The 13,362-nt window shown below is 57.6% G+C and carries 13 protein-coding genes; 6 read left to right on the plus strand and 7 right to left on the minus strand.

What is annotated here, in order from left to right:
- Positions 1-386 precede the first annotated feature (386 nt).
- The 3 genes from AB4Y32_RS09900 to AB4Y32_RS09910 all read right to left on the minus strand — a co-directional run bounded on the left by AB4Y32_RS09900 (position 387) and on the right by AB4Y32_RS09910 (position 4,585).
- On the minus strand, positions 387-914 hold the full coding sequence (locus AB4Y32_RS09900; protein WP_368721169.1) for a hypothetical protein: 528 nt from the start codon (positions 912-914) through the stop codon (positions 387-389).
- A gap of 1,023 nt (positions 915-1,937) precedes the next feature.
- Positions 1,938-2,840: an alpha/beta fold hydrolase gene (locus AB4Y32_RS09905; RefSeq protein WP_368721170.1), complete on the minus strand. Its 903-nt coding sequence runs from the start codon at positions 2,838-2,840 to the stop codon at positions 1,938-1,940.
- A gap of 887 nt (positions 2,841-3,727) precedes the next feature.
- Positions 3,728-4,585 carry an enoyl-CoA hydratase/isomerase family protein gene (locus AB4Y32_RS09910; RefSeq protein ID WP_342943236.1) on the minus strand — a complete coding sequence of 286 codons (858 nt, stop codon included), beginning with the start codon at positions 4,583-4,585 and terminating at the stop codon, positions 3,728-3,730.
- A gap of 237 nt (positions 4,586-4,822) precedes the next feature.
- Between AB4Y32_RS09910 and AB4Y32_RS09915 the strand changes: the two genes are divergently transcribed.
- The 5 genes from AB4Y32_RS09915 to AB4Y32_RS09935 all read left to right on the plus strand — a co-directional run bounded on the left by AB4Y32_RS09915 (position 4,823) and on the right by AB4Y32_RS09935 (position 9,487).
- A complete protein-coding gene (locus tag AB4Y32_RS09915; RefSeq protein WP_368721171.1) occupies positions 4,823-5,005 on the plus strand; it encodes a hypothetical protein in 183 nt (60 codons plus the stop codon).
- A 443-nt stretch (positions 5,006-5,448) separates the two neighbouring features.
- Complete coding sequence (locus AB4Y32_RS09920; RefSeq protein WP_368721172.1) at positions 5,449-6,072, plus strand: isochorismatase family cysteine hydrolase; 624 nt, start codon at positions 5,449-5,451, stop codon at positions 6,070-6,072.
- A 15-nt stretch (positions 6,073-6,087) separates the two neighbouring features.
- Positions 6,088-7,665 (plus strand): aldehyde dehydrogenase (NADP(+)), encoded by a 1,578-nt coding sequence (locus AB4Y32_RS09925; protein WP_368721173.1) that lies wholly within the window; start codon positions 6,088-6,090, stop codon positions 7,663-7,665.
- A 144-nt stretch (positions 7,666-7,809) separates the two neighbouring features.
- Positions 7,810-8,316, plus strand: coding sequence for a winged helix-turn-helix transcriptional regulator (locus tag AB4Y32_RS09930; RefSeq protein ID WP_342943239.1), 507 nt, complete (start codon positions 7,810-7,812; stop codon positions 8,314-8,316).
- A gap of 424 nt (positions 8,317-8,740) precedes the next feature.
- Positions 8,741-9,487 carry a hypothetical protein gene (locus AB4Y32_RS09935; RefSeq protein ID WP_368721174.1) on the plus strand — a complete coding sequence of 249 codons (747 nt, stop codon included), beginning with the start codon at positions 8,741-8,743 and terminating at the stop codon, positions 9,485-9,487.
- A gap of 372 nt (positions 9,488-9,859) precedes the next feature.
- Here the strand turns inward: AB4Y32_RS09935 and AB4Y32_RS09940 are convergent, their stop codons facing one another.
- The 4 genes from AB4Y32_RS09940 to AB4Y32_RS09955 all read right to left on the minus strand — a co-directional run bounded on the left by AB4Y32_RS09940 (position 9,860) and on the right by AB4Y32_RS09955 (position 11,870).
- Complete coding sequence (locus AB4Y32_RS09940) at positions 9,860-10,282, minus strand: MarR family winged helix-turn-helix transcriptional regulator (protein WP_368721501.1); 423 nt, start codon at positions 10,280-10,282, stop codon at positions 9,860-9,862.
- Positions 10,283-10,558: 276 nt separating this feature from the next.
- Positions 10,559-10,831 (minus strand): hypothetical protein, encoded by a 273-nt coding sequence (locus AB4Y32_RS09945; RefSeq protein ID WP_368721175.1) that lies wholly within the window; start codon positions 10,829-10,831, stop codon positions 10,559-10,561.
- A gap of 70 nt (positions 10,832-10,901) precedes the next feature.
- Positions 10,902-11,348 (minus strand): Ohr family peroxiredoxin, encoded by a 447-nt coding sequence (locus tag AB4Y32_RS09950; protein ID WP_368721176.1) that lies wholly within the window; start codon positions 11,346-11,348, stop codon positions 10,902-10,904.
- A 75-nt stretch (positions 11,349-11,423) separates the two neighbouring features.
- The gene (locus AB4Y32_RS09955; RefSeq protein WP_368721177.1) at positions 11,424-11,870 is read right to left on the minus strand and encodes an Ohr family peroxiredoxin; all 447 of its coding nucleotides are present in this window, start codon (positions 11,868-11,870) and stop codon (positions 11,424-11,426) included.
- Positions 11,871-12,573: 703 nt separating this feature from the next.
- On the opposite strand from AB4Y32_RS09955, the gene AB4Y32_RS09960 reads away from it, so the two are divergent.
- The gene (locus AB4Y32_RS09960) at positions 12,574-13,278 is read left to right on the plus strand and encodes an SDR family oxidoreductase (RefSeq protein ID WP_368721178.1); all 705 of its coding nucleotides are present in this window, start codon (positions 12,574-12,576) and stop codon (positions 13,276-13,278) included.
- Positions 13,279-13,362 lie beyond the last annotated feature (84 nt).

Here is a 13,362-nt window from a genome sequence, read left to right on the forward strand (position 1 = left end):
CAACATAGTTGGTGCGCAGGGGTAGTTGAGCCTTCAACGGGTCCGATTGTCTCCATGCCGCCTTGCGGTCGCCAAACTAGGTATGCAGTCTTGAATGCAACATATGAGTCGGAATTTACCGAGGTTGGCTTGCCATATCAATGTAACTCGCATGAACGGCAACCTCTGAAATCAACAATGCGGATCCTTTGCGCACGTTCACTGGATCACCCTCTCGAGTATAGACCTAAACAGTAAGAATTCGATGGTTGTGATTCATTGCCGGGGCGTTTGCGATCCCACTGCTCATCTCAGTTTTTGTGAAAGTCCGTCATTCACTCGAAAGCAGTCGCCCTAATATTCGAGCGGCGAAACGCGAACGAATAGATTGTGTGACCATAAACTCGCTATCGAGGTTTAATACGCACGATTATTCCAATGTGGCGTGGTTTATCACCGGATGAATTTGCGAATTCAACACAAACCTGCTGAGGATTCGGTGCGCCGGGGGGCGTCGCGCGAACTTTGGTATTTCGAATGTATCCCAGAGGACACTCTTTCTTATCGGCGATTGGATAGCATGGTTCCAAGGACTTTTGTCCTTCTTCGGCGACCCCGCAATACAATTGTACAGCCTCGAAATTCCGAGGTACGGAGACGCAAGCACTACCCATTTTATCGGGATGACGACCCTGCGTATGAGTGATGGTTATTCCCTTATCGATTTTCCACGTGGTGTTCTGCTTCGCTCCTGTGCCGGAAAGTTCTGTATTCGGGCTAATAATAAGATCCGACTGCTTGTTGACGGAATTCCGTGAACCTGCGATATCTGCCACGTCAGAAGGCCAAGTTCGCTCACAATCGAGTGCAAAAGATGTTTTCGAATTTAGCGTAAAGAACGTCAATAAAATCAGACAAGTCATGAACTTGTTCATTTCATCCCTCTTCCGATCGTGTGGCGGAGCGGAGTTGACTGGAAGCTCCCATCGACCTAGAAGGATTTTAGACCATAGCCTATAGTTTTTCGGGAACGTGTCGGACCGGCCGCGGGGTTGGCGTCGCGTCTTCGTTTTGACCAAATGACAGGCCGTTATATGAATACGAAGAATCTCAACGCTTATGCAGTAGGCGCTCTTCTTTCCATATACACGACGTATGTGTTTAGTGAAAAAGTCGACTCGCCTCCGATGGGAATTCCGGGAGTCGCTAACACAGTCGAGGGAGAAGGACCTTGCCCCGGTGGATCTATTTCCACGACCGTCGATACGACGCTAAACAAGATTGGGAACGTTATCAAGACGACCTTCCCGTTCAAGGATGGCATGATATTCGATCCTGTCGGCGGCACACTAGAACTAGCTTCTGATGTAGCGGGCAGTGTCGGAGCCGCTCTTCATCTTTCGCAAAGGACGCAAACCGAGTCCAATTGTACGGTCGCATGCGTAGCATTGCCCACCGACGCGCACGTGGACAAGGTTGAGGTGCAGGCAACGTATCATCTTTATACAAATGGAACCGTTTGGGAGCCATTCGTTGTAGGTCAGTGGGACGCCGGGCCCTTCCCCCGTCTTTATTTTGAGCCGAAATTCGAGCAGCGGCCCGTGACGGTGCAGGATCCATCAGGTCGGTCCACGCAAGGGTTTTTGTATTGCGGGCGCGCGAGAAACAGGTCTAAAGATAGCGTCGCTACTAAATTCTCTGTCACATATCACCGGTAAGCGCAGTCTTCACAAGGCCGAACCCGGTCCGACGCGTCCAGCTGAGTACGGACCCACTTCAGCCAACAAAGTCCGCGACACGTCAACGGCAGTTCTTCAGATCCAAGCGGCCTTTGGGCCGGTAAGTAATTGAGTGCCCGGAGCGGCCACTGACGGCAAAGTTATGACGGAACACTTCCTCCTACTCCCCGGCGCCGATAAACCCGCTGCCGGCATCCCGTGGCTTCTGATCACGGCAAGTCAGTGCTTTGCAATAAATGCGAGAATGGCATCCGCTCCTGCGCGAGGATTCACTGGGTACCACATGTGGCGCCCATTCGGAACGACTGCTAGCTCGGCTCCCTTGGGCAAGCAGCTGAGCAGCATCTCGTCTCCCAATGCGAAGTTATTTCGAGTCAGTTGTCCGCGCATCACCAGTACGGGTACCTTGAGCGACGCTAGCTCCTCGCATGTCACCGGAGGGGGGGGCGCACCTGCAAACATCATGGGTAACGTCTTGGCGTTGGCCAGAAAGCGTTCCTGAATGACAGGAGGTGCATTCTCGAATGCGGTGGGATCATCTTGAACGGCATTAAACAACAAAATCGCGGCCTGTCTTACATCGCCAGCCCTCGCCGCCGCCGCAGACTTGCCCACGTCCCTTTGGTAGTCGGCAAGTGCGGCCTTCCCTCCGTCTGTTAAGGGAGCAATGACGGCTGGGTCGCTCACGACCAGACTTCGTAGGAGTTCGGGGTGTTTCAGCGCCACATAGGTAACGACGCGACCGCCATAGGATCCTCCCACAAGGTGCACCTTGCCAACGTTTAGCGCTCTGATGAACGCAGCCACATCCTCCGCGTGCTGAAGCACGGAATAGTCTTTGCCATCACCGCTCGAGTCGTTCGGATAATGATAGCGACGGCTCAATGCTACGTAGTGGTATTTTTCTGCGATGAAGGGGCGCAGGCCTTCCCATGTGCGCCAGTCTCCCGACGCCCCGTGAACAAAAATTATTGTCTCCCCGCTGCCCTCTTCGACATACGCCAATTCAGTATCATTGACTCTGATTTTCTTGACTTCCATCGCTTCAGTTGCCCGATGCGGCGCAACTTGACAAGCTGCAAGGAATGCCATCACCAAGCAGATCGTAAATAGCTTCCCCATGGACGTCTCCTGTCAAACTTCTGCTGCTCACATGCGGCCGTTTCTCCGATAACTATAGTCGTGAGTCTGCCTGTGCGCGTTCCGGTCCACCATCTGTGCATCGGACTGTTGAAGCGCCCATTTTCATAGGCGGCGGGCGAACGACCGCTCGGAACCGGACGCACGATAGCCTCAGGCAGCGACCGCGACGAGCTAGATCGGCGCGTCGCGAACGTCCTTAACCTGAACGGATCCGACGTTCAAATGTCCGCGCAAGCGTGCACGCCAACGACCGTACCTGGCCGGAAGTACGCGTTCACCCACGTCGCCGGAAATTTGTCTTTGAGACTCGAACGTCAGCTCGGTGGAACGTTCACGGAACTGGTGCTTTCGGCCAGGAACGGCGCATTTGCGCGCGCGGTAGCACGGACACTCAAACGTCCGAAGGGCGTCATAAAGCTGCCAGCCCATTCGCGACGATGAACGCATTTTCGGCACTTGAGTACAGCAGTTGAGCCGACGCATCTGTCCAAGTGGCCGGCCTGTACGAATGGACGCTTCATCACTGACACATTGCACCATTGCGTCCCACTAACTATCGCACAGCCACCGTTAGTAGACGCTGTCACACGAGCTCACCAAGGCGAACTTTCCGATGCGCGTCGCTGGACTTCAAGTCCTTACCGCAAGTAAAGCAATGTGCGAACAGCGCATATGCGACAGGTTTGTCGGGAAGCTCAATGAGTCCGGCCAGCAATTCACTCCGACCGTTCTCGAAAGAAACCTTCTGCTTCATCATCGCCGTGGTAACCTGGTCGCGACATCTCGGATGTCCGAGACGAGAGGCTGGAAAATAAACCTGCGACGCACCACGTCGATGGGGCGCCGTGCGAAACGCAGGAAGAGGCTCAGACCTTTGCAGCACCGGCGACCGGCGCGCCAGTGTCATCGTCGCCCGCCTGCCCTAGCGCAGGCAGGTACCTGCCGAAATTCAATTCGAAATCGCTCGGAACTCCGTAGGCCAGGGTCCGGAGCTTGGCGCGACGGGCCTGCCCACTTGGCGAGGCCAGCGCCGGAAAGAACATGTCAATGCTCGACTGGATCTCGCCAGCCGCCGGCATTCCGAAACGATTGATTTGAGCTTTCGCCGCGCCGAGTGTTTCGCGGTCAAAAGAGGCCAGGCGGTGGGCCAGCGTATCGACAAATGTGTCGAGAGCGTCATCTTCCAGCGTGCGATTCACCCATCCATAGCGTTCGGCTATGTCGGCGTCGAAGTCGTCGGCGCTGAGAACAAACTCAAGTGCCCGCGACCGACCGACCAGGCGCGGGAGCCATTCCAGTGCTCCGCCTCCCGGAACCAGACCAACCCCGACTTCGGGGTTGCCAAATATGGCACTCTGCCTGCTGGCAAAGCGCATGTCGCAGGCAAGAACAAACTCGTTCCCGATGCCGCGCGTGCGTCCACGAATCTTTGCAATGCTTACCACTGGCGATGACGCGAGTCGCAGTACGAAGTCGCGCCAAAGACCCAACACCTCTGGCCGTTCGGCCGCTTTAGCTACATCAAGATGGGCGACGAAGAAATCGGGATTCGCCGACTGGAAGACTACGACCTTCACGGACGGGTCTGAGTCAAGGTCGGTCATTACTGTACCCAATTCGACGATCGTCGCAGGAACAAACATGTTGATCGGCGGGTTGCTAAAGGTGATTGTCCACCGGCCCGGACAACTGGGGTCGATGTCGAACTGTGAAGAGTCAGGCATGGTGCTTCTCCTGGCGATTGCTAAACCAGTATTAAGTTCAGGGCGACTGCTGGCCCCGGCAGCTTGCACGTCCGCTGACAATTTCGACGCGCGAGCAGTGCAACGACGAACTTCGTCTACATGACGGGGACATCCAAAACGATGTTCAGTGACGGCGCGTGCCCATGGCGATCATGCTGCGACGATGTTCGTGCTGACTTCATGTTTCCGCGCAGACTTTGAGTACGGTCAGATCTGATGGACCAGGTCCTCGATCTTCTCGACGACGCCTCTTCCATTGCCGGGCACGCGGATATTGAACTTGGCACCGAGGAACAGCGCGGGCCGGCCTGCTCGATGTACACCTGGATGTCCACGGAATGGGCGAGCGGGCAGTGTGACCTCCGTAGCTGTCCTGCCCTGCCGAGCACGATGGTTTAACAGGCCGACCAGACGCCGGAAACACCTACTCGGCTCTTGCTACGGACGAACTCGACATTTTCAACGCCAGCCACCGCCAACTTAACCTCATATGCACCTAACTCGCCGCGATGGATCCCGCAGCGGCCAGTATGGTGCCGCCGGTCTTGCGCGCTGTCTCGCCCGTCACCAGAGTGTAGGTCAATTCCGGCGCTACGCCTGGTTAATCGAAGCGCGCCGCTGGCACGGTAGACGCTCCGCTGGACGGTGGGTTGCAGACGTTTCAACTTCAGGCGAGTCGTCAGGGAAGCCGCGCAGCGCTTGACGATATGATTATCATAGTTATATCCTTCGGTCATTGTCTTCGATGCGTTAGGCGTCACGAATCGTCCAACAAAAGCAACCCGGCGCCGACTGTGCAACGCGAATGCTTCATTCGCACATTCACCTAACGGAGTATTGAAATGTCCAACCCTGCATACGACGCGGACCGCACCGGACTGTTGCTGGTCGATCCGTACAACGACTTTCTTTCGGACGGCGGCAAGCTCTTTCCGATGCTTCGCGATATCGCCGCCGAAGTCCGGCTGCTCGACAATCTCCGTGCTGCTGTCGCTAGCGCGCGGAAAGCAGATATCCAGGTTCTTTATGTGCCGCATCGCCGCTGGCAACCTGGTGATTACGAAAACTGGGACCATCCGAACCCAACTCAACGCCTCGTGCAGAAGCGCCAAACGTTCGCCAAGGGCACGTGGGGTGGTGAGTGGCATCCTGACTTTGTGCCGCAGGAAGGCGACATCGTCATACACGAGCACTGGGGCCAAAGCGGCTTTGCTAACACTGATCTCGACTTCCAGCTCAAACAGCAAGGCATCACGCACGTGATCGTGGTCGGCCTGCTGGCGAATACATGTATCGAGTCCACGAGCCGCTTTGCAATGGAGCTGGGTTATCACGTCACGCTCGTTCGAGACGCCACAGCCGCTTTCACCAAGGAAATGATGCGGGCCGCGCACGAACTAAACGGCCCCACGTTCGCCCATGAAATCCTGACGACGGCAGAGCTGGTTGCTGCACTTCCCGCCTGATCGAAAGGAACTCTCATGAAACTCACCGGTAATCTACTAATTGGTGCGCAGGAAGTCGCAGGGACGTCCGGCAGCATGAAAGCACTTAATCCGGCATTGAATGTCGAGATTGAGCCGACCTTCGCGTTTGGCGGAATTGAAGAGGTTGATCGCGCAGCACATCTCGCGGACGACGCATTCGATAGCTACAGCCACACGAGCCTTACGGAACGCGCCGAGTTCCTCGATCGAATCGCCGACGGCCTCGACGTTGTCACGCCGGAGCTCGCGCGACGCGCGTCGCTCGAGAGCGGCTTACCGGTCGAGCAACTCGAAGGAGAAGCCGCGAAGTCCGCACTCCAGTTTCGTCAGTTCTCGACCGTCGTCCGTCAGGGGCGCTTCCGCCAGGCGACGATCGACCGTGCTCAACCGGAACGTCAGCCGCGCGCACGAATGGACCATCGGATGCAAAAAATCGGACTCGGGCCGGTCGCGATTTTTGGCGCGAGCAATTTTCCGATTTCCTACTCGGTCGCGGGCGGAGACACTGCGTCGGCGCTGGCCGCAGGCTGCACTGTCGTTGTAAAGGCCCACAACGGGCACCCCGGCGCGTCAGAAATGATGGGACGGGTAATCCAGCAGGCTGTGAAGAACTCAGGCTTGCACGAAGGTGTGTTTTCTCTAATCCGCGGTGGCGGGAACGAAATCGGGGAGGCGCTGGTCGATCACCCGCTCATCAAGGGGGTCACCTTCACCGGGTCGGAGGGCGGAGGAATGGCACTGTTCCGACGCGCCCAGCACCGTCCAGATCCAATACCGGTCTTTACCGAAATGACGAGTGTGAATCCGACTTTCGTAATGCCGGCTGCGCTCGCTGCCCGGGGTGGCGTCATTGGCGATGGTTTCGCCGAACGCATGCTCGTTACCGTCGGTCAGGCATGCCTGAAGCCTGCCATCCTGCTCGCCATTGATGGGCCAGGTTACCTTGAACTGAAGGCGGCGATGATCTCCCGCGTCGAAGCAATGCAGGCGCGCACGATGTTGACGCCTGGCATTTTCACGGCTTATCGGAAGAACGTCGAACGCCAGAGCAACGCCGGGGCGACGCGAATCGCGGCGGGCGGCGAACCGCAGGGTGCGTGGGACGGTCAATCGATTCTCTTCGAAATCGACGGCGCCCGGATGTTGGAGAATCCGGCTTTGTCGGAAGAGGTTTTCGGACCCGCTGCACTACTGGTGCGGGTGAGGGACCTCGAGCAACTGATCGGTATCGCTAGGCGGTTTCGGGGCCAGCTCTCGGCAACGATGCACATCGATTCCGCTGATCACACACTCGCCGCCCGCCTGCTGCCCCTTCTCGAACGCCGTACGGGAAGGATTGTCGTCAATGCGTTTGCGCATCCACAAGAGGTGTCTTATGCGTCGATCCACGGTGGCCCCTTCCCTGCAACGTCGGATAGCCGCTTTACCTCCGTCGGCATGACTGCGATCGAGCGCTTCCTGCGGCCTGTCTGCTACCAGGGATTTCCGGACGAGCTGCTGCCGGAAGCCTTGCGGCATAACAACCCTCGCGGCATCTGGCGTCTGACCGACGGTGAGTTGTCCAAGGCCTGAACCGCGGTCAGCTTAAAAGTAGCGTGCCAGCAGCGCGTAATCCGCGCAGGCTACGAAGTCATGGGTTCGCCGCGCATGCGTGCGACGCGAACCCGTGCTATCATTAATATGATTATCATATTCAGGCTCGTTGCGAGGTCTTGAATGGCTGCGTTGTCCAAAAGTAGCGATACGCTGTGCCCGGTCGCCCGGTCTCAGGATGTCATCGGCGACCGCTGGACTGTCTTGATCGTGCGTGAGCTGTTCATGGGCAACCGGAGGTTCGACGGGCTGTTGGCGCAGTCGCAGGCAACACCGCAGATGCTCTCGTCCCGCCTCAAACGACTCGAGGCAGATGGCATGATCGAGCGCAAGCGCTACATGAAAAAGCCCCCGCGCTACGAATACGAACTCACGGACATGGGCCGAGCGTTCTATCCGGTCATCCTTGCGCTCCGCGAATGGGGTGAAACATGGCACAAGTCGCCGGACGAGGACGTCGCGGTTCACTATACGCACCTTACCTGTGGCCACGATGCCGGGATTGGCACAGTGTGCGAGGCCTGTGGTGAACCACTGCGGCGCGAAGATCTGAAGGCTGAATTGAGCCCTTCCTACGCGCAGGAGCGGGCGGCGCGACAGGACGCGGTGAAGACCGCCAAGTCTGCGTGATTCATACGCATCGCTAGTCTGCCCTGACTGCACCCGTTCGATTGCCCCCAAATCCAGGATGTTTTAGCCAACGAGGTCGGACCAGCGGCTACAGATCGGGTCGGCTTTCTGGCCAGTTCCTCCTGCATCAGGCCGACTGCACGAATAGAGAAGCGCAGATTAAGCTATAGCCGTGACAGCAGGTAGCACTGCGGTGCCGTCTCAAGCGACGCTGAAATCCAACAAAATAAGCTTGTCGCCGCCGCCTGCGTTCAAATTTCTCTTCGACGTCATATCTTATACGATTCGATCGTATACGATGTGACGTATGAATTCGACGCGACAGAACAACTTTCAGGAGACTTCGCCACGAAAACAGGCTCCCCCGCTCGCGGCAGCTGCGTGACGAACTAACGCCGCTCAACGACTAACCGCAGCATTGAACTTGTTCCACAACAGCTCTAACAACGAGCAAAAGGAACCATTGACGATTGCACAACAACTCAACAGCAAGGACTACAAAGACATCCGTATTCTGCTATTGCTGGATTCGGGACAAGTACCAGGGATCAGCGTACAGCACGAGTCGATCTCGCAAGCGTACAAGCATACGGAGACGCCATCGTCGCCTCCCGGGAATCCGCTGGTCCAAGCGATCGTTCAGGCGTTTTCTCAACTGGGACTCGCTCTCCCATTCGGCCAAACCGGTACGCCTGCAACCGGAGGGGCCCAGGGCATTAGCTCCACGTCGCATGCGGGGTCGCTATCCGGAGCAGGTGTTGATGCGATATTTGAGCAGTTTATCGGCCAGATCCTTCAGGTAGCCCCAAGTCTGCAATACGGAACCGCCTCCTCACCAGCATCGCAGGGCAACTCAGGTAATCAGGGGAACGGCCCATCTGCAACGACGGCTTACTCGAATCCCCTTGCTGAAGGACTTGAATCGCTTGCACGGGCCGTTGGCGCGGGAAGCATCCAGACCGGAGAAGCCAGCGGGAACAGTGAGACAGGTTCGACGACGTCATTGAACAACGCGGTATCGAAGTTGCAGCAGGACTTCAACACCTTGTTTGGCTCAACTGGCGCGGACAACCGTGCATCGCTTAAGACTTTTCTTCAAACGTTCGCCAGCAACGTCACAGAATTATCGGCCTCCAGATCCGGCGGCACCTTCGTGCTGACATCTGCCTAAGCCGGGCGATGCGGCATCGCAAGCCGGTTGTGATGAGGTAGTAGAGCGGATGGCGTTACGCCATGAGCGACCCACCATTCCTATCATACGGGAATCTCAGGGAACGCAAACATAGACTGAGGAGTGCGTCTGCAGACGCTAGGACCAATGGTGTAGTCGACACGCGCGGGGCGAATACGCCATGGCGCCCAGTTTTTGCCCGTCCCGTCGTCGCGCCCGCGCGGTTTGTCGCGACGGGCATCTCGCAGAGGTCGACTAGCTTCGGATGCTCTCTCCGAACGTATCCCGCCTGATCAGATCGTCCGTATGCTGGGCCAGCGAGTCCGTTGTATGTCTGCAAAAGGACGCCGCTGCAATACCGCCGGTAAGCGCTTATTCTCCGCTTTGAACTGACTTGATAAGGTTGTTCCGCAACGTCACGACCGCCGACTGAACATGCGCGAACTCGTCCGGCGCGAGGCCTGTCTCGACGGGGTCCATCTTAAGAGCTTCTTCGCACAGCCGCCGGCCGCTCTTCGTGAGACTGATTCGCACCCGGCGCTCATCACCAGGATCGCGCTGTCTTTCCAGATAGCCCATCGCCTCGAGCTTCTTCAGCATTGGCGTAAGTGTGTTGGACTCGAGAAACAGTTTTGCGCCAAGACTGCTGACGGTCTGGTTGCCTTCCTCCCACAACGCAACGATCGTAATGTATTGTGGGTAGGTAAGTCTGAGTTCCTCGAGTATCCGCTTGTATGCTTTGCCAAAAGCCAGGTTTGCCGAGTAGACCGCGAAGCACAGGTAGTCGGACAGCATTAGACTTTCCGGTGCCAGTTGATCCTTGGATTTCACGTGTGTCCTCCTTGGCTTTTGCTCGTTGTCATCCTCAAGTTCCTTCACCATAGCGGAGCGGTCTCAGCACGGCATCGTCGAACCGCTTCGCTTTTCCCAGGTCGTCGGTGCCGACCGCTACATGGCTGAGCATTGCCTGCTTCTTTCTCCGATAACAAATCCTCGACCGCCTGATGCTGTGGCCTGCGCGCAGGAGCAACGAAGATGCGCGCACGACCCAGCGGCGGAAAGATGCACGACTTAGTGATGCGCGAAAAAGTTGTCGCGCGACGCCACAGCAAGACTGCTCCCCGCTTCCGACGTGCCGTAAACTGCACCGCCGTACGCCTTTTCCGGGCTGGTTGCATCTTCGCGTTCGGCGGCGACGGTTCGCAGACTCTGACCGCTTTGCGATGCGGGTGCGCCAACCGCGGGCTTATAGAAAGGAGCCGGTCCGTAGCCGCTGGCGAACGCGGGTGCGGTGACGGATGCCGAAACTGCGATGAGCAGTGCAACGATGAGCTTGGTCTTCATGATGGAAACTCCTGGAAGATGTTCAGTAAAGGGCGCGTGCTCCCCGAAGAGAGACACGTGCCCAGGCGCATCACGCCGCGACGATGTTCGTGTTGATCTCGATGTTGCCGCGCACGGACTTCGAGTACGGGCAGATCTGATGGGCCAGGTGCGCGATTTTCTCCACGACTGCCTTTTCCACACCCGGCACGCGGATGTTGAGTTCTGCGCCGAGGAACCAGGCTGCACCGGTTTGCCCGATGTTCACTCGGATGTCCACGGAATAGTCGGGCGGCAGCGTGACCTTCTGCAGTTGGGCCGCCATGCCGAACACGGTGGTGTAACAGGCGGACCAGGCACCGGCAAACAGCTGCTCGGCTCTCGGGTGCGGCTCGGTACCGATGTAATCGAGGTTCTCAACGCCGGGGGCAGTCAGCTTGAGGTCATAGACGCCATACTCGCCGCGCTGGGCATCGGGGTCGCGATTGACCGTGGCGTGGGAGTTGCCTGCAGCGAGGACTTTTTGGATCTTTTCCATGATGGATTCCTGTGTATATAAAGGTAATAAAAGCTGTTTAACTCTTGTCCGATGTGGTCGTATGCGATGTATTTGTCACGCAACTACGACGTTCAGGCCGACTTCGATGTTGCCGTGAACGGCCTTCGAATACGGGCAGATTTCGTGGGCGCGCTTCGCGATTGCCTCGACAACTTCCGTTGCCAGACCCGGCGCTCGGATGGTGAAATCGGCGCCGAGGCAGAATCCGTTACCGACCGTTCCGATACTGACCTGGATGTCCACGGAATAGTCGGCCGGCAGGGTGACCTTCCTGAGCGAAGCAGCGATTTCGAATGCGCTGATGTAACACGCGGACCACGCACCAGAAAACAGCTGTTCGGCTCGTGGGTGCAGCTCGGTGGCAATGAAATCGCGGCCTTCACTGTCGAGTGCCGAAAGCTTGAGGTCGAGTACGCCGTGCTCACCACGCTGGACATCGGGGTCGTGGTTGACCGCGGCGTTGGAGTTGCCTGAGAAGAGGACTTGATCGATCTTGGTCATGATGGGTTCCTGTGTGAATAAGGGGGTAAGCTCTTAAATCGCATGCGATGTAATCGCTTGCGTCGAATAATGAAGAAGGACGCGCACAATGTCAATCGTAAAATATTTAATCGCATGCGATTTTGCGATAGCGCGAACATAGATCGGACGCTCGACCAGCATGGTGCCGCCTGTCCAGCAACCTGTTGCGCGCGGTGTAAGCAAACAAGCGATCTCCTGGCCGACTTGGGCGTCGGCGACTGATGTGAATTGCCGGCGCGTCCTTTCAGGGACAAGCGTGCCCCGCCCGCGTGGCTTGTTGCTCCCCTATCAGACAGTGACGGGCGTGCAGCACGTTACGACTGGGGCAAACGCGGCCACGGGGACGCCAGGTCGGTCGACCCGTCTGTCCGGTACGCGCCGCCGCGGGGCGAACTCCATTGCCACGAACTTTCCGGCCCCACAGGAAATCGTTGGCAAACTCACGCCACACTTGACGATATGATTTTCATAGTTATATCCTTCGCCATCGTCGTGCGCGATGCGTAAGAGGTCACAAATCGTCCGACAAAAGCAATCCGGCGCTGGCTGCGCGTCGCGATTAGCTGCTGCGCGGGAAGGCACGGCGCAACGTTTCGGTAAGCGAATGCAGCCTTGTTCCCAACAGATCCCACGCGCACGGCGAGCCGACGCGCATGCGATTCAACATGCGAAAGGAATGACTATGAAGATCGAAGATGCTGTCGTTTTCGTAACGGGCGCGAACCGCGGGCTTGGCCTCGAGTTCGCAAAACAGGCGCTGGAAAGAGGGGCGTGGAAGGTATATGCAGCTGCACGCGATCCGGGCAGCGTGACGTTACCGGGAGTGATTCCCGTGAAGTTCGACGTGACCGATCCGGCAGCCGTAGCCGCGGCCGCCGATGCAGCGCGAGATGTCACTCTACTCATCAACAACGCGGGTATCGCGCGGCTTGGGAGTCTGACCGACGGCGGCGCAATCGAGGCGCTGCGCGATCACTTCGAGACCAATGTGGTCGGCATGCTCGCGACGTCGCGAGCGTTCTCAGGGAACCTTGCCGCCAACGGCGGTGGCGCAATCCTGAACGTGCTATCGGTCGCGAGCTGGGTGAACCGGCCAATTCTGTCTGCCTACGGCGTGTCGAAGTCGGCCGCGTGGGCGTTGACGAACGGCCTACGCCAGTCGCTGCGCGAACAGCGCACGCAGGTTGTCGGGCTGCATGCCGGCTTTATCGATACGGATCTGGTGCGCGGACTGGAAGTCCCGAAAGCAACCCCGGCCGACGTCGTGCGCCAAGCGTACGAAGCCATTGAAGCCGGCGTGGAGGAAGTGTCCACCGACGCTGTCACTCGGCAAGTAAAGGCCGGGCTGTCGGAGGGCATCTACCTGAAAGACGCGGCGCAACGCTAACGGCGCCGAACCGGTCCCGGTAGCGTGACGCCCGAGACCCTCATATCTGGGCTTCGTCGATGCATGCCAACACCATTCATGTAC

Origin of the sequence: Paraburkholderia phymatum, assembly GCF_040965635.1 — a bacterium.
Taxonomy (GTDB): domain Bacteria; phylum Pseudomonadota; class Gammaproteobacteria; order Burkholderiales; family Burkholderiaceae; genus Paraburkholderia; species Paraburkholderia phymatum_B.